Consider the following 25478-nt stretch of genomic DNA (forward strand, 5'->3'; position numbering starts at 1 on the left):
GGCAGGCCGGCAAGCGGCCAAAGGGATTGAGGGGGTCCCCTTATGGGTAGAGTCATTGTTCTTGGCAGCCTGATGACCGACCTGGTAGCCCGCGCGCCTCGCTTCCCTTTCCCTGGGGAATCCTTGATCGGTGAGGAATTTGCTATCTTCATCGGTGGCAAAGGCTTCAATCAGGCAGTAACCGCTGCCCGCCTCGGCGCCCAGACGAGCCTGATTGGCAACGTGGGTCAGGACTCCTTTGGCGATGCGTTCTTCCCTGCGCTAGCCGCCGAGGGCGTCGATTGCAGCTACGTCAGCCGCGATGCGACGACAGGTACAGGCGTGGGCTGCGTGACGGTAGCGACCGAGATCGGCCAGAATGCGATTATCGCTCTGCCACGCGCAAATTTGACCTTGTCGGCGGAGACAGTGCGGCGGGCAATGGAGGAGTTGCTTGGCTCTGCGCAGTCTTCGGAAGTGGCTCCGCCCGGCGTGTTCCTGACCCAGTGCGAGACACGTATCGATACTATCGCTACCGGCTTGCACCAGGCACGAGAGGCCGGCTTTGTGACGATCTTGAACGCAGCGCCGATTCCCCAGGAAGCACTTCCGGCTGAGCTTTTCAGGCTGGTGGATATTCTGGTGGTGAACGAGGTCGAGGCGAGCTTTCTGGCTGGCCTGACGGTCGATACCGCTATGACGGCTAAGACCGCCGCTGAGCGCTTGCTGGAGCGTGGCCCTCAGCATGTGATCATTACGCTGGGGGCGCTAGGCTCAACCTGGTGCACTCATGGCGAGAACGGTGCTCCCCCTTTCCATCGCTGGCAGCGCGCTTTCAATGTGCAGCAGGTTGATCCAACCGGTGCCGGCGATGCCTTCTGCGGGGCATTGGCCGCCCGCCTCTCAATGGGGGCCCCTCTGGAGGAGGCTCTCCGTTGGGCTAACGCCGCTGGCGCGATTACAGTGACGCGCAAGGGGGCCTTGCCTTCTTTGCCCACACGCGCCGAGGTAGAGTCTCTGCTCTAACTGTGGACTTCTGCCCGCCCGCTTCCTATGCCGTAGGCCAGCTCTCTTGAGCGCCGGTCGTTGCCCCTCTGGCCCTCGCTTTCGTGGCCACCTGCTTTTTCTTTCTCCTCCCAACTCTCGCCCGGCGCTCCTCTCTCGTTGCTCTCTCTGCCAACTTATTCAATGCCACCAATATAGACCCCATTGGCCCTTATATTGAAGAAGTTGATTTTACAATCAGTGAGAGAGTGGGCTACAATACCCCTGCATATCATCACTATTGGCTACATCAATCTCTGGGTGGAAGAGGAGAAAAGCAGATGGGTACACGTGGTAGTGGCGTTGGAACTTCCAGGGATCTGCCCCGCACGGCCTTGGCTCTTGCCTGGCTGCTGACTGGTCTGCTGGTAACGCTAGCCTTTAGACCGGGCAGTGGGCCAGCGGCGCTGGCGTACGCGCGTGCCCAGAGCTGGAGAGGGAGTGCGATCAGGGCCTGGTCGTGCTCTCCCTCATCGGCCACGGGAGCACCGCAGCGGCAGCTCCGCGGGGTTTGGATCGCAACGGTAGCCAATCTGGACTGGCCTTCACGCCCGGGCTTGCCTGTCGCCGTTCAGCAGGAAGAAGGCCGACGCCTGCTCGACCAGGTGCGCAACCTGGGCCTGAATGCGGTCTTTGTCCAGGTGCGCCCATCGGGAGATGCTTTCTATCCGTCGCGCTACGCCCCCTGGTCGGCTTACTTGAGTGGGGTCCAGGGACGAAGTCCCGGCTACGATCCGCTAGCCTTTCTGGTGCGCGAGGCCCACCAGCGCAATCTGGAGTTTCATGCCTGGTTGAATCCCTTTCGGGTGAGCTTTCATGATAATCTCTCGGCTCTGGCTCCGACAAATCCCGCCCGTCAGCATCCAGAGTGGGTGATGCATTACGCCGGGGGGCTCTATCTGAATCCGGGCCTGCCCGCGGTGCGCAAGTTGCTGGCGGCAACGGTTGAGGAGCTTCTCCGCCACTACGATGTCGATGGGATTCACCTGGATGATTATTTTTATCCCTATCCGGTAGGAAAACTTCCTTTGCCGGATATGCAGACGTATCGCCGCTATGGCGCCGCTCATTATCGCTCGATCGCTGATTGGCGGCGCGCCAATGTAAATGAGCTGATTGCTACGCTGGCGCAGACAATTCATCGCCTGCGCCCGTCGGTGAAGTTTGGCGTGAGTCCCTTTGGGGTCTGGCGCAACCGTGGTAGCGATCCATCGGGATCAGCGACCGAGGCAGCTGTGACTAGCTACGATTCGCTTTATGCAGATACGCGGACGTGGATCAGGCATCGGTGGGTGGATTATATCGCGCCGCAGTTGTATTGGCCGATCGGCTTCCGGCGCGCTGATTATGCAACGCTGGTGCGTTGGTGGGTCCAGGAGGTGCAGGGCTGGCGCGTTCATCTCTATATTGGGCAGGCGGCTTATAAGCTGGGGAGCGGCGGCGCATGGAACAACGCAGAGGAGCTGCCGCGCCATCTGCGTTTCGACTGGCGCTTTCCGTCTATAAAGGGCGAGCTGTTCTTTCGCCTGGGGTCGCTGCTGGCTGACCCTCTCGGCTTTGCTCGCCGGTTGCGCACGGTGCTCTACCGCTATCCGGCGCTGATTCCTGTGATGGCCTGGTTAGGCGGTAGCCCTCCACCGGCTCCCAGGGCTTTACAAGCCCAGTTGCAGCCCCAGGGGACAGGCGTATGGACGGTTCGGCTGCGCTGGCGGGATGGTTCTGACGGGCAGGCCGCGGCGACCTACTATGCGATCTATCGTCTGGCTGGCTCTGCTCTCTCTGCGCCATGCGCTCTGACTGATCCTCACGCTCTGCTGGCAACTCAGCGCCGCGCAGGGAGAGCATGCACGGACTGGCAGGTCTTTGTCGATCGTCTTGTGTCTCCTGGCCCAGTCTATACCTACTACGTGACAGCTCTAGACCGCCTTCATCATGAAAGTGGCAGCTCCGGCCTGGTTGTGCCTATGCCGGCAGTTGACGGGACAGCCAGCCGGGTCGGAGCAGGCTAGCGCGGCCCAGTCTCGTTGCCGAGGTGTGGTGTGGGCAATAGCAGCGCGAGGCGCTGGCAGCCCAGACCGCAGCGCGAACAGACCAACCGCACACCCTGTGCTCGGGCGCTCCCTTTTTGCTGAGCCAGGTCCAGCCCCTTGATCATCCTCAGCACCCTCGGCCCCAGGCTGCTACACTAGCGAGCATGGCCAGCCATCTAGCTGGCTAGATGGCTGGCCAAGAGCTGGCACAGCTAGCGTGAGCGTCGTGTTGTCAGACCGTGAGCACGTTGGAGCAGGTTGTTTCCCCGGGCGAGGAGGGTCGCAGTGCGGGCCGGGGTGAGTTTCGCCGCAGCCTGCTGCCCGCCTCCGCCGAACTCAGCTCCCTCTAGCAGAGTGAGCAGCTCGTCGGCCAGGGCGTTACGCTGAGCAGTGAGCAGCTGAAGCTGCGACGCCATGCGGGTATAGGTGCTGTCATTGTCGGGACTGCCGCTTTCGAGCGCCAGGGTAGAGATGCGCAGCGTGCTCAGTCCCAGGTCTCCTACGGGGGCATTGATGCGCTTGAGGAGTTGACCGAGCTGGATGAGCAGCCCTCGACTGCGCCGCACCGTCGGAGGGAGAGCACTGTCATCCAGAGCCTCGATCAGGACGCGCCCATCGTGACGATAGTCGTCTTTGAGGCCAAGCAGCTCCATCATGGTGGGACGAATGTCGGTGTGGTCGGCCCAGATGCTATCATTGCGGCCTAGATGGCGTACGCCAGGCCCGACCAGCCCGAGCCAGGTGCGATTGATGTCGGGGGCAATATCGCCGTGGTTCCAGGCATAGGTAGGCCCAACCTGAACACAGGGCGCGTTGCAGTTCGCTGGCCCGGCATAGATGTAGTAGTCGGGATTGGCAAACCAGACGAAGGTAGGCGTACGAGCCGGGTCAGCGGTGACCATGTGAAGCAGCTTCATTTCGACGGGATCGGCCATGTACTGGGTGAGCGGTTCGCTCTTGCCCGTGATGGGGTTAACGGCGGTGAGCTTGCCGGTGGCCCGCTCAAAGGCACGCGTCACCGGATCAGTGCGCCCCGGGTTACCGGTAATGTAGATGGCCGGAGCGGAATCGGCGTGGAGTTGGAAGGGGGTGGTAATGCCCTGCTGGGTGGCGAGCAGGCCGGTCATGTTGACGTTAATTTCACCGATGAGGCTATAGTTACAGGGCACATTGACGCCGTCGCAGTCGGTCGGCGTCGGAGGCCCACCAACGAAATGGTCGCCCTCGTCGGCGGTGATGACAAAGAGGGTATTGGCTGGGGTGATGCCGTCTCGCTCTAACCGTTGGAAGAAGCGGTCAAAGGCTTCATCGTAGGCGCGCAGGGCGGCTACGTAGCCGGCCTGGCCAGGCCCAAAGGCTGGTCCTCCAGGATGGTTGTCATGGGCATCGGAGATGTAGGCGTAGGTGACGGGAACGTCGTGCTCTTGCATGGCGGCTATATAGGCCAGGCTGACGCTGGCTTCCATACCGTCAAAGCCGGGAAAGCCGATGTGCCCCTGGGTATCCTGGATGATGTGTCCGTCGAGATCGGTGAGTGGCCCGTCAGGGCTGATTTGGGGGGCGATGTACTTGTGACCGAAGAGGGCCTGGTAGCCTTGGTAGCCGCCGGGCTCATCGGGCAGCAGGTCAGGTTTGCCGCCGTGCTCGGAGGAGCAGAGGGGATTGTTGCGCGCGCAGTGAATGCTGATGCCGACGAAATCGGCGTAGGCCTGGGCTGGATTGGCTTTGACTTCGCGTGCTTCCGGCGAGTCAGCTCCGAAGACGGTGGGTATGTCGGTCCCAATGTTCTCCAGGACTATGTTAGACGCCCCTATGCCTCCAACGTTGCAGCCAGCTCGCGTGTAGGGCACCCACGGCGCTGGAGCATTGGCCCCCAGTTCGTTGAGCATGTTGTAGGTGGTGTCGGTCGGCGTCGGATCGCTGGGATCGTAAACCGGATCGGTCCAGTAGGCAAAGGCTGAGGCCGGATTGCTGGTCCCATCGGGATTGAAATAGCGATAGCTGTTGCTGATCGCTACTCCGTGACGGTCCGGGTAAACGCCAGTGAGAGAGGTGAGGATGTTGGTCCCAGTGTGGGCTATGAGCGGGGTGTGATTGTTGGAGAGCATGATGCCATTGTTCTCGATGAAGTTGAGGAGATGTGGCATCTGCTCTAGATCAGAGGGAACATTGGGGTTGTCCCTCATGAGGTGTACATTGTCAAATTGGATGTAGATGACGTGCTTGATGCCATTTTTGAGGTGGCAGGTGGCGCTGCCCTCGCTCTCTGCAGCCGCGGCAGCTTTGCCAGGCCGCGCCGCCGGCAGCCCCAAGCCAAGGATGAGGAGGAGGAGAAGAAGAAAGAGACAGCTCGTTTCGATAAGGCACAGGGGCCTTTCCGTTCCCACTGGGTTGGGTCTGGACCAGGTGCGATGCTGCATAGGTTCCTCCTTTATCGCTGCAGGTCCGCTGGTCAGTCAACTGCTGAATGAGGGACAGGGCGACGATACGACAGTTCGTCAGATAGGTCTGCGCCTTCACCGCGCAGGGGCGCAGCCCCAGCTAGTAGCGCTCTCTCTAAGCCTCCAGCACACGGTGAGGCTCCCTTCCTGCTCCGCTGGAATATGGAAACCGCTGATGAGCGGCTCGCTGCGTTTTTCCCTGTCCTTCTACTCCACTGTGCTGGCCTGTCAGGTGGCACGCCCGACAGGGAGGTCTCCTTGAGTCGCCTTCCTTTCGACTCTCCAAGGAGGTGCAATTAGAGTATAGCATTTCATTGAATAGATATCAATTATCTCAATGGCAAAGTGTTAAAAGGATGTAAAATAGTTTTGTTAATGCAAGTGACAGGGAGAAGGTCCGGGCGAGGGGGGCAACAGAACCAGGCAGCAGGCTGGCAGATAGACAGGCTGGGAGGGAGTAGCCTCTGTGCCTTGTCAGCCTGGCCTGGTCGTCTGTACGCTGCCTGGTAGGCGCAGGGTGAGAAGGGGCCTGGCCAGCCAGAGGAGCGGCTAGAGAGCTAAGGGCTGGCTCTTAGGTCAGAGTGAGAGAGATGAGGAAAGAAGGGCCGTTCCCTGGCTTTCAAGGAGACCAGGACCACGGCGGATGAGCGATTGGCAAGGGAAAGCCGGGCAGAGGCCAGCTCTGCCGAGCAGAGAGGAGAAGAAACCGCTGGCGAGCCGGCCCACCAAGCTGGCCAGATCGTATGAGCGTTGGGCAGTCAGGTCGTCACGATGCATGAGGGCTGTCGTTCTCTCTAGCTAGCCTGGCAGGGCCGGGCTGGGTAGCCCTGATTGAATGGGGCATTGTAGCCGGCCAGATCTGGCGCACTCTGACGGCATCGGCCCTGGTGCGCTTTGGGCTGCTCTGCCTTGAGGCCTAGAGCCTGAAGGGGAGCCAGCGCAGCGGTGGAAAGATCTGCTCAACAATTGAAAAATGATCGTAGTAGTCGCTCTGGCGTAGAATCAGGCCATTCCTGACGGTGAAGATGCTGACACCATCAACTTGAAAGGGCCGCGAGAGCCAGGACTGTCCCAGCAGGCGCGGGGTAGTACCGGAAGCAATCCAGCAGACTGCCGCTTGCCCGTCTCCGAAGAAGCGGCGTGTAGGCGTATATTGGATAGTTGGCATGCTGGCGAAGCGCTGGCTGAACCAGCGCGTGATCTCCTGGTGGCCTCGACGCGCGTGGCGCATGCCTGTATCGAAGAGTTCGGCCTCAGCGTGATAGAGGGCCACTAGCTCGTCGACGTCGTGAGCATTGAAAGCAACGATCCAGCGATTGATGAGAATAGGCAGCTCCATGCCCGCAGGCATAGGGCCGCTTTGCTCAAAGCTCTCTCGATTGGTTCGCACGCCACTTTCTCCTCTGCTTCTGCTGCTCTCTAACGGTGGCTTCCTCGTTCTCTGTATTGTAGCGCAGGAGAACAGCCAGCACAAATGCTTTGGTAAGTTGGGGATCAGGGGCCAGGCCGCTGCCGACCCCAAGGGAGAGCCAGGAGAAAGGCATAGAAGCAACGAGAGACGGCAGAGCGAGAGCGAGAGGGCGTGCGGCGCTGGTCGATCGCTGCTCCCCTTGCTGATGGCTAGAGAGAAAGGGGGCCTTTCTCTGTAGGGAATGGGAGGAAGTGTGGCAGAGCGAGTTACAGACTGAACCGAGAGCGCGCCTCAGCCCTGTCTCCGTCCGACTTTCTTCTGCTGATAGCGATGAGCTGGGTTTCGTTACCAGTTCGCAGCAAGAACAACGTCTTTCGTGATGGGGAGTGCTTCCCGTGGACTTCGGCAGCGGAGACCGAGAGTAGCACGGGAGGCGTTCCTTTCCTCTCTTGTTTGGCCGTTAGCGAGACCAGCAAGAGGCTAGCCGGTCCTCGGACTGGGCCACAGTACGGGTTGGAGGCAGCAAGCCCATAAAGAGGAGGCCTGTCAGCGCGTAGCTTGCCTGAGTCGCTCGCCCCGAGCAGGCGCGCTAGCATGCTAACTGGTCTTCCTCGGGTCGATCTGGCTTATCCATTAGAAAAAGAGGCTGATTTGATCGTAGACTGTGCGGATGTTCTGCGGTGTACCAGCATATTCTTGGGCGCCGGTGGCCGCGGCGATCGACTTGAGGGCCTCTCCATCGGCATCGTTGCCATAGGCGATCGTGAAGACCTTGATTCCTCTGCCGGCGTCCTCCCCTCGCGGCGTCATCCGCTGGAGCAGCTCATCAAGTGAAAGCTTGCTGACGTTATCTTGCCCATCGGTCAGGACGACCATCGCCTTGATGTCGTTGGTGACAAAGCTGTCGAGCGCCTGGACCTGCTCGGCAATCGTATCGAAAAGACGGGTGCTGCCGTCCGCTGCAATGGTAGCGATTTGCTGGAAGACCTGTTGACGCTTGGAGCCAAGCAGAGAGAGCGGACTGATGACCCTGGCTTGATCGCTGAAGATGGTCAGCCCGAGCAGGTCATCGTCGCTCATCAGCCGTACAAAGTCGCTGAGGCCTTGCCGTGCGGCGTCGATCTTGCTCATCCCGTTGAAGTCGTCGTTCATGCTTCCCGAGGTGTCGAGGACGAGCATGACAGCGACACGGCGTTTCTGCGCTTGCCAGGTGCTCTCAATAGCATTGACGACGTCCACTGTGGGCACCTGCAGGATGGTGCGCGGCTGCTCCGGGTCAACACCGTGGGTGCTATCGATGGGAGCCCCCATTGCCACCGAGGGCACAGTGGGACGGAAGCCGTAGCGCAGGGCCTTGGCTTGTTGCTGGGGCGCCAGAAGGAAGGCACGCAGGACCTCAGCAGCGCTCTCTTTGGCCGGTGTCAGCCAGTCGCCGTGGAGGATGGCGTAGGGGTGATCACTGTAGAAGGTGCCTTCTTTGGGATAGATGGCTACGACGGGAAAGGGTAGATGGGGATAGCTGTGGCCATCGTTGGCTTCGACAACCAGGTTTTCGTACATGACTGCCGCGCTGAGGAAGCCAGGTCCTTTGTTAAACATTTCGTCGGCAAAGAAGCCGGTGCTATCTCCATAGTGGATCACTGACTGCTCAATATTGGCAATGAAACGGCGCACGCGAAGATCATCAACCTCTGCCAGGGTCAGCCCGCGCTGCTTGCCCAGGGCGGCATAGCTCATGGCGATGATGGCATCAAGGCCGGAGTTGGAATAGGCCGGATGGGTGTGGCCGAATTTGAAGCTGCCCGCTTCAGGATGGCCATAGGCGGCCCATCCCTGTGGCTCTGCACTGAGGCGCGCGATGTCGCTCCAGCCGATGGCGCGCTGCGGCCAGCCCAGTGCCTCGGCCAGCGGTTTCCACATGGCAATGACGACGGGACTGCTGACCAGCGAAGGTGTGGCGTTGGCCCCCATGTCAATGAGGTCGTGCCCGGTCTTTTGGTGCCAGCGGGTATTGAGCAAGCTAAGCCAGACGCTGCCGGCGGGACTCCAGACGTCAGGCCTGATGCTGCCGCTAAGGATCTCCTGCAGGGAGGCACCGGAGCCGACGGGTATGGCTCTAACGGTGATGACGCCATCGCAAGCAGCGTAATGGTGGTTGTTGAAGTCCGCGATGACGTCGCTCATCCAGTCCTTTTTCTCGGAGCCGTAGTAGATGGTAAGAGTCACCGGATCGCTTGAATGGTGTTGACAGTTCACCGGATAGGGGGCCGGTGTGGGCGTGGGCGAAGCGCTGCTTCCCCCGGGTCCTTCACAGCTCAGCAGCAGCGTGAAGAGTAGCAACAGGGCACAGGCAGAGCAAAAGAGACTGATCCACAGCGTTCGCCGTCTCCGCCTGCTGAGCGTCGCGCGGTCTCTGTCCAGGTCCATAGTCCTTTGATGATCCTTTCGTGTCACAAGCCTAAAGCCAGGTGAGGTGCCAATACCTGGGGCCGCTGCTCACACAGCCCTGGGGCAGGCGTTTCTGCTCTGCCTGTCTCCCTCCTGCCAGCCCAGCTAGTCAGTTAGCTGGTCGCTGTGGCACTGTTGCCGTAGGCGCTGAGCCATTCCTGCAGCAAGGTGTCCGTGACATTGCCGGCTGGCGGCTGCGCCTGGGGGCCGAGCTGGGAGGCAATTTTGAGGCTGCTCGCCAGGCTTGGAAAAGGATTCCCAGCAATGCGCTCGTCAATGGTGACTTCGGCGCTGGTGGGGCGGAAGCCGCTTTTGAGGGCTGCGCGCTGCTGTTCCTCCCCAAGCAGGAAGTCGCGAAAGACGCGAGCTGCTTCTTGTTGCTCACTGCTAACCCACTCGGCGTCAAGGATGGCAAAGGGGTGATCGCTGAGCAGATTGAGACTCGGATAGTAGGGGAGCAGGGCCATACTCTGGCGCTGACGGGCTTCCGCCTGATAGGTCAGGACGAGGTTTTCGTAGGTGAAAGCGATGTCGTAGGAGGCAGGCCCTTTGAGAATGACTTCATTTTCTAGATAGGTGCCGCTGCTGCGCCCGAATTGGGTGACGGCTCCCTCAATATCGCCAAGATAGCGCCGAAAGCCCGGATCGCGTACCTGGTCTGCGGTCAAGCCACGCTGCCGGTGAAAGTAGGCATAGGCGAGCAGGGTGATGCTGAGCAGGCCACTATTCGACTGATCGGGCCGCGTCTGGGCCAGCTTGACCTGCCCCCAGGCGGTCGGTCCTCCCAGATCCTGCCAGCCGTTTTTGAGAAGCACAGCACTATGAATGGCCTCCCAGTCAATGGCCCGGTAGTGCTGGAGCAGGAGATGAGCGCGCTCTTCCCAGACTGCGAAGACCAGGGGACTGAAGACGAGCGAGCGCGGTAGCAGCTCGGCAGAGGAGGCCAGAAGGTCTTTGCCAGCATGGGCGGCTTTCCAGGCGTCGCTGAGCTGATTCAGCTCAAGGGTACTGGCTGGACTCCAGGCAATGGGGCGAAGCTGGCCGCTGAGGATGCGATTGCGGGCATCAAGGGAGCCGCGTCCTTCGGCTTGCGCCAGGGTGATGCGTTTGCCGCCAAGGGTCTCACCGCGTTGGTTAAAGGCTGCGATGGCGGCGCTGATCCAGCTTGCTTTTTCGGTGCTGTAAACGAAGCTGAGAGCGATTTGCCCGGCTACGCCAGTTGTGTCCCCACGCTGGCGGATGAAGAAGAAGGGAATACTGAGCAGGCCAGCCCCTGCGACCAGGCCTAGGGCGCCCGCTGTGAGCAGCAGACGGCGCGAGAGGCGTTTCCCTCTCTGAGCGGTGATCTGTCGTTGAGCCTGGACTCCCTGGCCTGGCGTTGGCGGCAGTGGGGTGACTGGCGCTGGCACTTTGCTGGCTGGAAGCGGGGTGACCGGCAGGGCAGTCGCCGGCGCCGTTCCGTTGGCGGCGGCGGCTGGCGCCAGGCCAGCGAGGGTGGTTCCGGCGGCATCGGGTGCGGTGAAGCCGGCTGCTAGAATCGCCATGTACATGGCAGCGGCGGTCTGATAGCGCTGGGATGGCTCCTCGGCCATCGCAGTCAGAATGATACTCTCGCTGGTAGGCGAAAGCTGCGGGTTGAGGGCGCGCGGAGGCTGAAAGAGGCTGGGATTGATGCGCCTGCTCGGTGCGTCAAGGGGAAGCTCGCCGGTGAGGAGTTCGTAGAGCGTGGCCCCCAGGGCGTAGAGATCTGAGCGCGCATCGCTTTGACCGCGCCCGTATTGCTCTAGCGGGGCATAGCCTTGGGAGCCAAGCAGGGTTGTATCGCGGGTAACCTGGCTTTTGAAGATGCGCGCGATGCCGAAGTCGATCAGCTTGAGCTGGCCGGCGGGCGTCAACATGACGTTGGCCGGCTTCATGTCGCGGAAGATGATCGCCTGGGGACGGGTGTGCAGGTAGTGCAGGACGGCGCATAGCTCCAGCCCCCAGCCCATGACAGTTGCTTCGTCAAGCGGCCCTCCGTGTTCTTCCAGAACTTTGGCCAGCGTTTTGCCTTCGATGAATTCCATGACAAGATAGGCTTTACCTGCCTCTTCAAAGAAGTCGCTGACATTGGGCAGGTTGGGATGCTGAAGCTGGACCAGGAGTTCAGCCTCTTGGCGGAAGTCCGCAAGGGCGCGCGCTTTTTCGCTGGGACTGAGCAGGGCGTCGCCCATTTCTTTGATGGCCACCTGACGACGGGCGGAAAAGCGCAGATCTAGCGCCTGGTAGACGGCCCCAAAGCCGCCTTTGCCGACAAGGGCTACGATGCGATAGCGACCGCTGAGAAGCTCGCCAGGACTGAGAGCGCCAGTGATGCGCCGGTTGTTAGCTGCTGGCGGCCCAGGATGGACCAGCGCGGTATATCCGCCGGTCGGTGGTCCGGTCAGCGTGTAACCACAGTTGCTGCAAAATTGCTCGCCGGGCGCGTTTGGCGTGCCGCAGTGGCCACAGGTAAGGTGTCCTCCAGGGTGAGGCTGCAAGGTTTTTCACTTCCTTACGGATGGAGAGCGTCAGTGTCTGACTTTTAGCCCCCGCTCTGCCCGCACTCGTGTTGATCTTATTCGGTATGGTCCTGTCTGGCCTCTTTGCCTTGAGTGTGCAGTCTATGCGTTATCTCAGCTTTACTCATTTGTTATGAGAATGTAAAGGCTTGCTTAAGGAATCATGAAGTGCTCTCGCTTGTGAGCTATCCGCCAGGTGTGGCCTGACTGCAGTCGGGCCTGCACCAGGCAGGGCGGCAAGCCAGGGCCCGCGCTCCTCATGGCGAGCTACCCACTGGCTGCTTAGCAGGTAATTGGGCGATCCTGCTATCGCTCGCCCCTTTCCCTCTCTCGCTAGCGCCGACCTTATGATCCGCTTTCCCTGCCTGTCTGCCTTCAGTTGGTCGGTTGTGGAGCGTCATGGGCCGGGATACTATCTTGCCTCAGATACAAGCAGGCAATATTTTTGTGAATAGTATAGAAATTATATCTTGGTGGATTGCAATATAAGTCATATAATGGTGCTATCAATCTTGCCTCGATACTTCGCTGATGGGAGGTGTGATGAGCTTTTCGGGACAGCAGCCGTGGGACCACAGTTCGCGGGGTTTGCTTCAGGCTGCTTTGAAGGATATGCTGACCTGGCTTTGCGATGGAGTGGAGTTGATCGGTGAGTGTGAGGAGGTGTCTCGCCTATCGGGCGAGATGCAGAGTTTGCATCTGCGCGCCGATGAACTCTGTCGCGTGCGGGTCGATGGGCGCCCGTGCTTGTTCCATATCGAGTTTCAAGCGCGAGGCGATGCGCAGATGGCTAGCCGCCTGCTGGAGTATAATATAGTTGCACGGCGCTTGTATCAGCAAGAGGTTTTCTCCTGGGTGATCTACTTGCATGAGGGGGGTAAGATGCCCTTGCCGCCGTTGCGCTGGCCCGGCTTGCGTAAGGGCGAGGCCGATACGCTCTCGTTCTCTTATCGCGTGGTGAAGCTGTGGGAGGTGGCAGCGGAGGATCTGCTGTGTCTCGATCTGCCAGGCATCTGGCCGCTGGCGCTGCTCTGTCGCGGTGGTCGGCGCTATGAGGTTGTGGAGCGCGTGATTGCGGGTTTGGAGCAGGCACAGAAGCGTCAGCGCATCTCAGCGCAGCAGCTACGCGATCTTCTTGCTCATGCTAAGACGCTCGCCAGTTTGACGTTTCAAGGCCACGTGGATTCTAGTCGTGTTCAAAGGAGATTCGAGATGCTTCGCGAAATCTATCGGGAATCGCCCGCCGTTCAGGAGTGGCTCGCCGAGGGCCGAGCTGAGGGCCTCGCCGAGGGCCGCCTTGTCACAGAACAGGAGCTGCTGCTCTCTTTGTTGGCCCGCCGCTTTCCCGCTCTTGTCCCCGAGCTGGAGCCGCGCATTCGCTCCCTGCAGGACCCCGACCGCCTGCGCGCCCTCCTGCTCGCTCTCTGCGATATCTTCGATCCTGACGCTGCGCGCGCGCTCTTCACCGACAGCCAGTAATTGGGAGGCCTGCGATGCTCAGAGAGATCCTGCGGGAATCGCCCGCCGTTCAGGAGTGGCTCGCCGAGGGCCGAGCTGAGGGCCTCGCCGAGGGTCGAGCTGAGGGCCTCGCCGAGGGTCGAGCTGAGGGCCTCGCCGAGGGCCGCCTTGTCACAGAACAGGAGCTGCTGCTCTCTTTGTTGGCCCGCCGCTTTCCCGCTCTTGTCCCCGAGCTGGAGCCGCGCATTCGCTCCCTGCAGGACCCCGACCGCCTGCGCGCCCTCCTGCTCGCTCTCTGCGATATCTTCGATCCTGACGCTGCGCGCGCGCTCTTCACCGACAGCCAGTAATTGGGAGGCCTGCGATGCTCAGAGAGATCCTGCGGGAATCGCCCGCCGTTCAGGAGTGGCTCGCCGAGGGTCGAGCTGAGGGCCTCGCCGAGGGCCGCCTTGTCACAGAACAGGAGCTATTGCTCTCTTTGTTGGCCCGCCGCTTTCCCGCTCTTGTCCCCGAGCTGGAGCCGCGCATTCGCTCCCTGCAGGACCCCGACCGCCTGCGCGCCCTCCTGCTCGCTCTTTGCGATATCTTCGATCCTGACGCTGCGCGCGCGCTCTTCCTCGCTGCCGATCTCTGACTCAGGCACGACGGCAAGCGCTCGCTTACGGGTCAGTCAGCCGGTCTGAGAGCAAGCGGGGAGCAAAGAGGTCGCAACGCCAGATACGAGGCGGGCGCTCCCTCATCTGCTCCCTAGCCGCTTGCTCTCCTTTCCTACTCCTCCGCCGGGGCCGGGGGTTCGCCTTCTTCAGCTTTCAGAGCCGCCTCTGCCTTCTTCTTGCCGTTACCGTTATCGTTACCATTACCGTTGAGATCCTCGATGATGGCATTTAACTGCTCTAAGGCCGCCTGCAAATCCTCTACAATATCGCCAATGATTTCGTCAGGTGGTGGTAGCGCGCTGGCGTTCTCCAGGCTGCGATCGCGCAGCCAGAAGATGTCAAGGTTGACTTTGTCGCGCTTGATCAGCTCTTCATAGCTGAAGGAGCGGAAACGCTCGCTTTCTTGCCGCTCATGACGCTTCCCAGGCTTATAGCAGGCCACGAAGTCATCAAGATGGGCCCGCGTGAGCGGCTTGGAACGTAGAGTGAAATGCTGGTTGGTGCGCAGATCGTAAATCCAGAGGCGCTCGGTCCAGGGCCGGGCACTGGCCGGCTTGCGGTCAAAAAAGAGGACGTTGGCCTTGACTCCCTGGGCGTAGAAAATGCCCGTGGGAAGGCGCAGCAGGGTATGGACATCGCAGGTGTCGAGCAGGTCGCGGCGGATGATCTCGCCGGCCCCGCCTTCGAAGAGGACGTTGTCGGGGACAACAATGGCCGCTTGACCGTGGATCTTGAGTAGCGATTTGACATGCTGGAGAAAGTTGAGTTGCTTGTTGCTGGTGCTGGCGATGAAGTCATCGCGCACGATGACGCTGGCTTCGCGCTCTTCTCGCCCTTTTTCGGTGATGTAGGTGATGCTGCTCTTGCGCCCAAAGGGGGGATTGGTGAGGACCATGTCGAAATATTCGCCCGGATGGCTGCGCAGGCTGTCGGCGACACGAATGGGACAGTGATCGCTTTCGTCGTCGCCGATGCCGTGCAGGAAGAGGTTCATGACGCAGAGGCGCGCGGCGGCGTCGACGATCTCCCAGCCGTGGAGGGCTTCGTGTTTGAGAAAGCGCTTCTGGTCACGGTCCATCTGGCGGCTATAGTGCTTGACGATGTAGTCATGGGCAGCCAGGAGAAAGCCGCCAGTTCCACAGGCAGGGTCACAGATGCGCTGGCCAGGTTTGGGCTGCATGACGTCGACGATGGCGCTGATGAGGGGGCGCGGGGTGAAATATTGGCCAGCCCCTCCTTTGATGTCTTCGGCGTTCTTCTGAAGCAGGCCTTCATAGGCGTCGCCTTTGACGTCGGCACTGAGAGCGGTCCATTGTTCACGGTCGATGAGGTCGACGATGAGGCGCCGGAGTTTGGCCGGGTCCTGAATCTTGTTCTGGGCCTTGCGGAAGATGATGCCCAGCATGCCGTTGCGCTGGCCTAGCTCGCTGAGGATGCGGCGATAGTGGGCCTCTAGGGCTTCGCCGTTCAGTTTGAGCAGGCTGGCCCAGCTCAGTTCTTCCGGGATGCGCGCCGGTTGGTTGTAGGGCGGCTGGGTACGCTCGTGGGCCATTTTGAGGAAGAGAAGATAGGTGAGCTGTTCGAGATAGTCACCGTAGGAGAGTCCTTCATCTCGCAGGATGTTGCAGTAGTTCCAGAGCCGCTGGACGATGTATTGGGTGCTGTATGTCTCGCTCATTGTGCTTGCTTGCTCTCTTTTTTCTTTTTTTGTGCTGAGCAGATAGGGCTGTCAGGTTTGGGTCTGAGCAGGCGTGCGGCTGGCAGGATAGCGATGGTGCCGGCCTGGCTAGGCTTCGCTCTGGTGAGCGTTGCTGTCAGCGTTGCTCTCGGCTGTCCAGAGACTGGGCCGCGCGAGTTGCTGGGGGTCGATGGGGGCTGGCCGCTCACTGCTGACCGTGGGTTGCCCCGATTGGATCGGCTGGGCCTGGGACCGGCTGGGCGAGCGGGCCCCCCGCTGGTTGCGCGTGGTTTGCGTCTGTTGCTCGCGCCGGGCGCGTTCGGCCCGGATGCGCTCCAGAAGCTGGCTGGCTGGCTCGTCGCTCGGGTCCTGGGGGACGAGCTGGCCGCTGAAGGCGCGCTTGAGGATGCTCTGACGCAGGTGCTCGGCCCGCTTGAGGCTGCGCTCAATGGCCTCTTCAGCTTGCTGGATGATGCTGAGCCGCCGCTCTACTTCGGCAACAATCTGCCGCTGCTCTTCTAGCGGTGGGAGGGGAAGGGGCATTGAATGGATTATAGATAGACTAATATTATGTTGCCCAGCAGAAGAAATAGCCTTATCCTTAATAAAACTCCTTCCATGTTCACTACTGACAAACAGGTGAAACCAGGAAGGGAAAATATTTTTTTCTAAAAAGCGAAACCGTAAAAGGTAAGATGCAAAGCCATACTTTTGTTTCAAGTCGGTGCGGACTACAGCAGATTTACCAAGCAGATTGATACTGCCATTCGTCCTACATAAAAGCACATCTCCTGGCTGAAGAGCTTCTTCAGTGCTAAGATTGATTGGTTCTAAGGAATACTTCAGATCTTTAAGATCAAGAATACCCCTAATAATATTAGGAATCCTTACAATGGGTTCTCCCCCAGCCCCATAATCACACTTGATGGAAGTGCCATACTCGCTCCTTGCAATAAGCTGCTCCACGGTAGCCCAGCACCAGCCGGGGGGCAGCGCCGGCAGGGTGCTGGTATCGGGGCCTGCCGGCTCGCGGTAGGCCTGCTTCCAGCGCTCATCTTGCGGCACCTGGCCACGGGCGCGCATCTTCTCCAACTGCTCGGCCTCCCAGCGGGCGCGCCGCTCGGCCAGAATGCGTTTGAGCAGGGCCTCACCGTCCTCACTGACTGGATGCGTCGCCCGCCAGCGCTCGGTGAGCCTGCCCTCGACCGCATCGCGCAGCAGGGCCGCCCGCGCGTTCCTGAGCTTGATGCGATCCTGCCGCAGCGTCTCAACCACCGCATCGAGTCGCGTCAGATACCCCTCAATGGCCGCCACAATACGCCGCTGCTCTTCCGCAGGAGGAAGAGGGAATTCCGCCGATGCAAGGAAACTCGCTGGCACTCTTAATTGTCCCGCGCTTCCTCCCATAGCCGATCGAGCTGCTTGTCTAAAAGAGCGCTGCAGAAGATAGTAGAGTATAAAGTAGGGGTTGACACCCTGCTCTGGTCTCAAAACGTGAAATTCGGTTGAGCCGAAGCCAATTCCAGACTCTAGTGAATGCGCTACAGCGAATTTGCCATTTTCCATACATGGAGTAATTTTGGCAAAGAGCACATCCCCCTCACGAAAGGCCGTGAACCCTTTCTTCATCTCAGAGAGGGGACGGATATTAGCGGTATCAATTCTTCCTGTCCCGGCTCCCACGGCGGCCATTGGGATAAATGAGACGAGGGCAGTCGCAGGTAAGTGAGAGACATCCACCCCTGGATTGATTAGAGATACCTCCCCCAGAGTAGTTCTTACCCACCCTGGGGGCAGGGTCTGATCGTGGGCGTTAGCGGCGGCAGGTGCAGCAGCGCTCATGAGGCTAACCTCTCGTTCAAGGAGTGCACGATTGCGGGCAACTCGGCCCCGAAAAGGCGTATGGCCCGTCCCAAACCACCGAGCTGGTTAAAAGGCACCATCTCGAAGTCTGTCAGCGCGATACTCAGCGAGGTAGCGATCGCATCGCGCATCGCCTCCAGCCATTGGCGCTGCTCCGTTGTAAAAGGTACCGCACGACGCTCCTCTTCCTCGGCCAGCCAGGCGGCAAAGCGACGCTCAACCAGCGCGCGATACGGCTCCAGGACGGCCTCGCCGGTGCGCTCACGCTCTATAGTATAGCGCATCAGGGCAATCAAGTCCGTCTCCATACTCCCAAATTGGTCAGGCACCCGCCCCGGCTCCAGGCGGGCATAGGCCTGCACCAGGCGCCGCCAGGACAACCCCCAGGGCGGTGACTCCAGCGCCGCCCTCAAGCGCTTCAGATCCTCCTCGCGCCACGGCTCGCCGGCCTCACCCAGCACCAGCCGCCGCAGAATCGGCTGCTCCCCGGCATGCTCCTCAATAAAGCGGCGCAAGCGCCCCAGCAGCTCCTGATCGCTCGCCAGCGTCGTGCTCTGCCAGCCAGCCTCGATCACGCGATCCTGACTGACCTCATCAAGCACCTGCTCGCGCACTCCCTGCAGGTCGAGCAGCGCCTGACGCAGCGCCGGCTGATCAAAGGGAGCCGCCGCCACCTGCAACAACTGCAACCGCACCGCCTGCACCTCGGGCGACTCTGGTGTCAAGGACCTGTTGCCAGTCTGAGCCATTGCCCGCTCCAGTTGCACATCGGGATCGAGCGCCTCGACAATCCGCTGCGCCAGCGCGCGCAGGCCCAGCCCACCGCTGGCCGCCTTCACCCTGGCCTCCGCTTCCGGTCCTGCCCGGCGCGCCAGCCGGTCCAGGCGTCCCGCCAGCGAACGCAACAGCTCTGGATCGCTCTGCCACTTCCCCAGCGCAACCCCCTCTAGCAGCTTCTCCAAACCCAGCCCCGGCTTGCGCTCCAACGGCCCGCTATCGATCATAACCCGCTCGCTCACCCCCACCGCATCGATCACCACAAAGCGCGTCTTCCCCTCCTCCTCACCCATCACCCGCTGAAACTCCGTATCATCGATCGTGCGGCTGCCACGCCCAAGCATCTGCTCATAAAAACCGCGGCTGCGCACCGGGCGCATAAAGATCAGTACCTCCAGCGGCTTAATATCCGTACCGGTCGCAATCATATCGACCGTCACCGCAATGCGCGGCGTCAGCCGATTGCGGAAGGCCGTAATCAGATCCTCGGGGCGGGCCCCCGTTGTCCGATACGTGATTTTCTGAACATAGTCGTTGGCACTGCAGCCCTCACGCAGAATCTCCGGCCTGAACTCCTCACGCGCAATCTCCACAATCGTATCGGCATGGCTATCATCCTTGGCGAAGATCAGCGTCTTGGGCACCTTCGTGCGCTCCGGGAAGAGCTGGCGATAGCTATCGCGATAAGCGCGGATAATAGTGCGGATCTGGTCAAGCGAGACCACCTCTCGATCGAGCTGCTCCGGATAGTAGACCAGCTCATCTTCAAGCTGCTCCCAACGCACGGCCCGCGTCCGCCGATCGCGCAGGCCCACGACCGAGAGCGGCTCGATGCGGCTCCCACGCTCGCTGATATCGGTGCGCAGACGGTAGATACCGTAGTCGACATTGACCCCATCGGCCACCGCCCGCTCATGGCCGTACTCCATCACCAGATTGCGATGAAAAAAGCCGAAGGTCTGCTTATTGGGCGTCGCCGTCAGCCCTACAATGAAGGCATCGAAGTATTCGAGCACAGCGCGCCAGACATGATAGATGCTGCGATGACACTCATCCACAAAGAGCACATCAAAAGTCTCAATGGGCACCGCCGGATTGTAGCGCACCTGCTTCGGCTTCTCCCTCAGCAGCTCCTCCTCTCGGTCAAAGAGTGAACGCTCCTCCTGCTCGCTCTCTAGCTCCGGCTCACCGCTGAGGATCGAGTAGAGGCGCTGGATAGTAGTGATACAGACACTGGCCGCCGGATCGATCGTGTTGTGTGTGAGCAACTGCACATTGTACAGCTCGCCGAACTTGCGCTTAGTATCGGGCGTCACATACTGCAGAAACTCATTGAGCGCCTGGCGCCCCAGATTGGCGCGATCGACCAGAAAGAGCACGCGGCGCGCGCCGCCGAACTTGAGCAGGCGGTAGATGCTGGCGACAGCAGTGTAGGTCTTGCCACTGCCAGTGGCCATCTGGATCAGCGCCCGCGGGCGATTGTCCGCAAAGGAGCGCTCCAGGTTCGTAATGGCCTCGTACTGGCAGTCACGCAGTCCCTCACGGGAGAGCGGCGGCAAATGGCGTAGTCGCGCGCGCAGGATCTGGCTCTCATGCTCGGCTGCCCCTTCCGGAACCTGCTTCAACCAGGCCGCCAGGGTCTCAGGCCGATGAAAGGCAAAGACGCGGCGGCTACTGGCAGCCGGCTCCAGATAGTTGGTAAAGCGCGTCTCGACGCCGGTAGACTCGTAGACGAAGGGCAGGGGCAGGCGGGCCGTCGGGAGGCCGGGCGGAACGCTATGGCGATACCTCGCGCTTTGCACCTCGATCCCGGTGAGCGGGGTCCCCACCCGCTTGGCCTCGATGACTCCCACAGCCTCGCGATCCACAAAGAGCAGATAGTCGGCCTCCCCACCCTTGAGCGGCGCCTCGCAGAGGGCCACACCACGCGCTGCGCCCAGATTGAGGGTGGCTCTCTCCTGCACCGCCCAGCCCGCTTGACGGAGCAGCTCGTCGATCTGTTGGCGCGCCTGTTGCTCTGGCGTTAGCACGGCACTCACTCCTTGCCTTTCGCAAACAATTGATCTCGCGTCGCTGGCTCGTCCCGTCCGTCCCTTGCGCCTTCTGCTTCAGCAGCGGCGGCAGACAGAAGGATTGCTCATGATGATCTGCGATCTCAGCCATCAGCCTTTTTATTATTGCATGCTTGCCATTCGAATTACAGAGCGTTTCTTTATCGCCCGCTTGCTGGCGGCAAAGAGCCAACAGGAAGAGGGGTAAGGCGAGAACGGTCCAGGCCATCATGCTACTCTGGGCGACAGACTCAGGGAGCGCTCTACCAGAGCGGACAGGGAACAGCCGGAGAGAGCAGAAAAAGGCGCTCAGACAGGAGGGTGAGCTGCTCCCTGTAGAGCCTGCCCGCGCAGCCCTGGCCGCTTGTGCCACAAACACTCAGGCGCTCCCGTATGTATCCCGTCTATCTGCTAGCCTGCGGCACGCGTCTGTATCGTCTCCCTGCCAGCCTGACAGAATAACATAGCAGGCCAGGCAAGGCAACATAACATTGCTCACAACCGGCATCACAGTCAATGCGCTGCCTATGTAAATAAGATGGCTCTGGATCAGTCCTCTGACCAGAGCAAGAGCCAATTCGCTCCCTCCTACCCTCCATTGGCTGTAGCCAATGTACTCCCAGGCGCCTAAAATTAGCGTAGGTACTTTACTCCAGTGAGCGATCTCGATCGGACCCGGACACCCACCCTTCACCTCCGATCCAGCCAGACAGACCGGCCAGCAGCAGCTACGCCACGGAGCGACCTGTCCCGCCCTGTGACGCCAGCTAACCTATTTGCTTTCGTGCTGCTTCTCTGATTTTTCTGAACAAGATATTTATCTATTGAGTAATAGCTATGCAAAGAAAACAAGTGACCTCTCTACCTGGAGAAACACGTTTCGACAGCTTTAGAGATCAGGCACCGTCAGGTACGGCAGACGGGCAGCAGCGATCTCAAGCCCTGAGTCCAGTGGACCGCCTTGGCATTATCCTGGCCCTGCTGGCCCTCTATATCATCTGGGGGTCAACCTATCTGGGCATGCGCCAGGCCCTGGCTAGCTTTCCGCCCTTTCTGATGGGCGGGTTGCGCTTCGTCTGCGCCGGGAGCCTTCTCTATCTCTTCCTGCGTCTGCGCGGCGAGCCGCGACCTGGCCGGCGGCAGTGGCTGGCCGGCGCCGGCATCGGCATCCTGATGCTCGTCGGCAGCAATGGCATGGTGGCATTTGCCGAACAATGGGTCGCCAGCGGCCTGGCTGCTATCGCCCTGGCCGCCGTGCCGCTCTGGACAGCCCTCTTTGCCGGACTGGGAGGACGTTGGCCACGGCGCCTCGAATGGCTCGGCCTGCTCCTTGGCTTCGCCGGTGTCATCCTACTCAACCTGCAAAGCGGCCTGCGGGCCAATCCCCAGGGGGCCATCGCCCTCCTCATCGCCCCCGTTTGTTGGTCGCTTGGTTCCGTCCTGAGCGCGCGCCTGCCCCTGGCCTCTGGCCTGATGGCCAGTGCCACCCAGATGCTGGCCGGCGGTCTGGCCCAACTCACCATTGGCTTGCTGCTGGGCGAGCGCCCCAGCCTGCCACCTGCGCCGGGCGCACTGCTGGCCCTTATCTACCTTGTTGGCGCTGGCTCCTTGCTTGGCTACTGCGCCTATGGCTATCTGCTGCGCCGCGTACGGCCTGCCCTGGCCACCAGCTACGCCTATGTCAATCCTCTGGTCGCCGTCTTCCTGGGAGTCCTCTTCGCCCATGAACAGGTTTCGCTCCTTGAACTGCTGGCCATGCTCATCATTCTGAGCAGCGTGGCCCTCATCTCGTTGCAGCCACGCTCGACTCCCAACAGCCCTAGCAAAGCCACCGTCCCTGGCCAGAGCGAGGCTCAGCCGATCAGCCAGGCCGAGGATCGAAGTGAGAGGCGCAAGATAACCAGTGCGCAGCTAACGAGGGAGAGATAGTGTGAGGACAACGAAGCGGAGTCAGAGGGGAGCGCGGGCAGCCGCGCCGGATCGGGCTGGACGGCGCAGAGGCGAGCGAGGCCGGACAGGCCTCGCCGCCAGGGTCGGCCTCTCCTCAACCAAGACCCATCAGGGATTGGCGCGGAGAAAATTTTCAATCTCCTCCAGATCGCTTGGCGAGAGGCGAAACTCCGCCGCCCCGATTACTTCGCTGATCTGCTCAGGCCGACGCGCCCCCACAATTGCCCCAGTTACCGCCGGATGGCGCAGCGTCCAGGCAATCGCTACCTCGCCCGCCGTGCGTCCATAACGGTAGCCAATGTCTTCCAGCAGCTTCGCCAGCGCCAGATTGCGCGACAGGCGCGGCTCCTGGAAATCAGGATGGCGCTTACGCCAGTCGTTATCGGGGAGGGCCGCCACACGCTCCTTTGTCATACGCCCCGATAGCAGGCCAGACGCCATCGGAGAATAGACGATCACCCCGATATTATGCTGTTGGCAATACGGCAGAATCTCGGCCTCGATCTCACGATGGATCAGCGAATAGGGGGGCTGCAGCGAACTGATCGGAGCAATGGCCCGCGCCCGCTCCATCTGTCGCACATCGAAATTCGAGACACCGATATAGCGCACCTTGCCAGCACGCTGCAGCTCGGCCAGCGTGCTCCAGCCCTCCTCAATATCCTCATCGGGCACCGGCCAGTGAATCTGATAGAGATCGATCACCTCGACGCCCAGCCGGCGCAAGCTCGCCTCCGCCTCGCGCCGGATCGAGTCGGCCTTGAGCACATTGCGCACCTGGCCATTGCTGGTCTCATCCCAGACAAGCGAGCACTTCGTAAAAATGTACGGACGCTCGTTGGAGCCACGCTCGCGTACAGCGCGCCCGACGATCTCTTCCGAATGCCCCAGACCATAGGCCGCCGCCGTATCGATCCAGTTGATCCCCAGGTCCAGGGCCTTATGAATCGCCGCCAGCGAGTCGGCATCGTCCTGCGGTCCCCAGCCAAAGCTCCAGTTGCCTCCCCCAATAGCCCAGGTTCCCAATCCCAGCGGCGTGATCTCCATGTCGGTATTGCCTAAGCGTCGCTTCTGCATAGACACTCCTTCCGCAACCTATTCGCCATCTCAGCTACCTTGTAGTAGATGCACAGGAGGCCCTCAGCGCCCCTGGCCTTCTCATCTTATTCCACAAAGGGCCTGCGACGCAAACTCAGGCAGAAAGCCTGTACTACAGGGAGACCGTGAAAAACCACCCGACGGAGCCGATGAGCATGTCCACCCGCCGCAGACTGTCTCTTAGGCCTGTCAGCCTGGTTATCGACAGCCAGACAGACAAGCGCCAGGCCACTAACGTCTTCATCTTAGCCGCTATCGCCTCCGCCGCCTCAGCGCGGTCAGGCAGGAAGGAGTGGCTACTCACCGTGGTGAATGGGCTTGAGAATGTCACGCTCATAGCTGCCATACAGCAACGGATCAGCATACTTGCCGTAGGCCCGCACCTCTTCGCCACGCTGGCGGAAAAACTCAACATAGGAGCGAGGCACCGTAAAGCGCGCCCCCGTGCGCACGTCCTTGACGTAGGTCTCTCCCATGAATGTGTCGATCCAATCAAGCGTCGTATTGAGCCTACTTTGAAGATTATGCTCAAAAAGATTCATCTGCAGGGCATTCACTTGCCCAAAGGCTTGAGCAATTATCTGGCTCTGGTGGCGGAAATGGGCCGCCTGCGAAGCCGCCATCTGCTGAATGATCTGGTGCTGTTGTCGCTGCGAGGCCAGCGCAGCCTGAAGACCAGCGGGATCGGGGCGCGCCGAGGCCAGGATGGCCATATACAAGGGAAGACGTTGCCCAAAGATGGCCGCTGGGGCCTCAGCCCCCTGAACCGTCAGGTTCCAGAAGGCCGCCCCCGGAACCTGCAAAGGAGGCGGGATCGAGTGTACATCGGCCCCTCCTTCGATGGCTTGCATTCCCGCAGGAGAGGGCCGTAGATAGCGATAGCGTATGCGCGCCGCCTGGCCCATTGCCACAGGCAGTGGCCATTGACCAAGAATCTGCAGTTGCTGCACGGCGCCAGCGGCGAGCCGCGGGTAGAGCTGGCGGATCACCTCCACCGGCGGCAGATAGGGCGAAACGAGCCGCTTCAGCAGAGCAGCCTGTTGCGACGACAGCCCCAGGAGCGCCAAGCCCCGCAGCATCAATTGCAGGGTCCCGACATCAGCCGGTATCTGCACCACATAGATGGTCACGCTCTCACCTTCAGGGCTGACGGCCAGCAGATTGCCACCGCTGGCCAGAGAAAGCTGCCAGTGCTGAGGAATGGTGATCCAGTAGAGGCCCACATGAACCGGGCGGCCCGTGCGCGCCAGCTCTGCTTGAGCCTGCTCTGCTCTTTCAGAGGCAGCCTGTATCTCTTGCACTCCCGAGGCTGACTCCGTTAATTCGGTCAGGCGGCGCAAGAGCGACCAGGCCAGGCGCTCCAGTTCGTGTTCTCGCTGGGGATAGAGGTCAGCCCGCGCAGCCCGCGACAGGGCGAGGGCATCACCATGCTGGCCAGCAATGACCACCAGCACCCCACGTAGCGGCTGGCCCTGCTGCCAGAAGCGCACCTGGCAACTGGCCACATTGCGCGCTGGATCAGTTCGCAGATCGCTGGCTTCCAGGCGCTGAAGCTGGCCCCGCAGCTCGGTCAGGAGCGTATTGAGCTGAGCAATGGCATTGGCTCCCCGCAACCTGGCAAACGAGAGCTTGATATACTCTGGCCGTTGTGTATTCAGAAAGGCCAGCCCCTGAGCAGGAGGAAGCAGGCGTTCAACGACCCACCCTGACGGTAACTCAGGAAAGACCTGCTGCCACCACATCGGCTTTGTCTCCTTGGTTTAATCCAGTTTAGACGCTCAAACAAAGCCAACTCGGTGAGGATCAAGGGCGCGAGAGAGGGATAGCTCCGCCCTGCCCTGGCAGCCTCCACAGCCAGGTGCCAGGGTTGCCAGGCGCCGGGCGCCGGAGGAAGCCGCAGAGAGGAAAGGAAGGCGGTGAGGGAGGACCTTCTCTCGCATCCTCCTTCTTACCAAAGAGAACGCATGACCCCGGCAGTTTTTAGACCACCAGTGCTGGCAAACAGAGTACTGACAGAGTGGAGGAGAGGAGTCGGCAAGCACGTACGAGGAGCA

Annotated in this window: 15 protein-coding genes; 6 read left to right on the plus strand and 9 right to left on the minus strand. The window is 60.7% G+C overall.

Annotated elements, in window-relative coordinates; genetic code table 11:
* The first annotated feature begins 42 nt into the window (after positions 1 to 42).
* Both AC6H1L_RS04660 and AC6H1L_RS04665 read left to right on the plus strand, forming a co-directional pair.
* Positions 43 to 1005: a ribokinase gene (locus AC6H1L_RS04660; protein WP_497600375.1), complete on the plus strand. Its 963-nt coding sequence runs from the start codon at positions 43 to 45 to the stop codon at positions 1003 to 1005.
* A 299-nt stretch (positions 1006 to 1304) separates the two neighbouring features.
* Entirely contained in the window at positions 1305 to 3032 is a 1728-nt protein-coding gene (locus AC6H1L_RS04665; RefSeq protein ID WP_497600376.1) for a glycoside hydrolase family 10-like protein, read from the plus strand.
* A 233-nt stretch (positions 3033 to 3265) separates the two neighbouring features.
* On the opposite strand, the gene AC6H1L_RS04670 is transcribed toward AC6H1L_RS04665, so the two are convergent.
* The 4 genes from AC6H1L_RS04670 to AC6H1L_RS04685 form a co-directional block, all read right to left on the minus strand.
* Positions 3266 to 5473, minus strand: a complete 2208-nt coding sequence (locus AC6H1L_RS04670; protein ID WP_497600377.1) for a hypothetical protein — start codon at positions 5471 to 5473, stop codon at positions 3266 to 3268.
* Between the two features lie 937 nt (positions 5474 to 6410).
* Entirely contained in the window at positions 6411 to 6884 is a 474-nt protein-coding gene (locus tag AC6H1L_RS04675) for a nuclear transport factor 2 family protein (protein ID WP_497600378.1), read from the minus strand.
* A gap of 654 nt (positions 6885 to 7538) precedes the next feature.
* The gene (locus tag AC6H1L_RS04680) at positions 7539 to 9332 is read right to left on the minus strand and encodes a substrate-binding and vWA domain-containing protein (protein ID WP_497600379.1); all 1794 of its coding nucleotides are present in this window, start codon (positions 9330 to 9332) and stop codon (positions 7539 to 7541) included.
* Positions 9333 to 9466: 134 nt separating this feature from the next.
* Positions 9467 to 11872: a protein kinase domain-containing protein gene (locus AC6H1L_RS04685; protein ID WP_497600380.1), complete on the minus strand. Its 2406-nt coding sequence runs from the start codon at positions 11870 to 11872 to the stop codon at positions 9467 to 9469.
* Between the two features lie 564 nt (positions 11873 to 12436).
* On the opposite strand from AC6H1L_RS04685, the gene AC6H1L_RS04690 reads away from it, so the two are divergent.
* The 3 genes from AC6H1L_RS04690 to AC6H1L_RS04700 are packed head-to-tail and all read left to right on the plus strand — an operon-like array spanning position 12437 to position 13985.
* Entirely contained in the window at positions 12437 to 13372 is a 936-nt protein-coding gene (locus AC6H1L_RS04690) for an Rpn family recombination-promoting nuclease/putative transposase (protein WP_497600381.1), read from the plus strand.
* Between the two features lie 14 nt (positions 13373 to 13386).
* Positions 13387 to 13701: a hypothetical protein gene (locus tag AC6H1L_RS04695; RefSeq protein ID WP_497600382.1), complete on the plus strand. Its 315-nt coding sequence runs from the start codon at positions 13387 to 13389 to the stop codon at positions 13699 to 13701.
* A gap of 14 nt (positions 13702 to 13715) precedes the next feature.
* Positions 13716 to 13985 carry a DUF4351 domain-containing protein gene (locus tag AC6H1L_RS04700; RefSeq protein ID WP_497600383.1) on the plus strand — a complete coding sequence of 90 codons (270 nt, stop codon included), beginning with the start codon at positions 13716 to 13718 and terminating at the stop codon, positions 13983 to 13985.
* Between the two features lie 134 nt (positions 13986 to 14119).
* Here AC6H1L_RS04700 and AC6H1L_RS04705 read toward each other — a convergent pair whose 3' ends face one another.
* The 3 genes from AC6H1L_RS04705 to AC6H1L_RS04715 all read right to left on the minus strand — a co-directional run bounded on the left by AC6H1L_RS04705 (position 14120) and on the right by AC6H1L_RS04715 (position 20355).
* Positions 14120 to 15685, minus strand: a complete 1566-nt coding sequence (locus AC6H1L_RS04705) for a class I SAM-dependent DNA methyltransferase (protein ID WP_497600384.1) — start codon at positions 15683 to 15685, stop codon at positions 14120 to 14122.
* Positions 15686 to 15793: 108 nt separating this feature from the next.
* Positions 15794 to 17527, minus strand: coding sequence for a restriction endonuclease subunit S (locus tag AC6H1L_RS04710; RefSeq protein ID WP_497600385.1), 1734 nt, complete (start codon positions 17525 to 17527; stop codon positions 15794 to 15796).
* Positions 17524 to 20355, minus strand: a complete 2832-nt coding sequence (locus tag AC6H1L_RS04715) for a type I restriction endonuclease subunit R (protein ID WP_497600386.1) — start codon at positions 20353 to 20355, stop codon at positions 17524 to 17526. Before AC6H1L_RS04715 ends, AC6H1L_RS04710 begins: the two co-directional genes overlap by 4 nt.
* 858 nt (positions 20356 to 21213) lie before the next feature.
* On the opposite strand from AC6H1L_RS04715, the gene yedA reads away from it, so the two are divergent.
* Positions 21214 to 22305, plus strand: a complete 1092-nt coding sequence (gene yedA, locus AC6H1L_RS04720) for a drug/metabolite exporter YedA (RefSeq protein WP_497600387.1) — start codon at positions 21214 to 21216, stop codon at positions 22303 to 22305.
* Positions 22306 to 22434: 129 nt separating this feature from the next.
* On the opposite strand, the gene AC6H1L_RS04725 is transcribed toward yedA, so the two are convergent.
* Positions 22435 to 23403 (minus strand): aldo/keto reductase, encoded by a 969-nt coding sequence (locus AC6H1L_RS04725; protein WP_497600388.1) that lies wholly within the window; start codon positions 23401 to 23403, stop codon positions 22435 to 22437.
* 317 nt (positions 23404 to 23720) lie between these two features.
* On the minus strand, positions 23721 to 25166 hold the full coding sequence (locus AC6H1L_RS04730) for a hypothetical protein (RefSeq protein WP_497600389.1): 1446 nt from the start codon (positions 25164 to 25166) through the stop codon (positions 23721 to 23723).
* Positions 25167 to 25478 lie beyond the last annotated feature (312 nt).

The organism is Thermogemmatispora argillosa, from assembly GCF_059696725.1.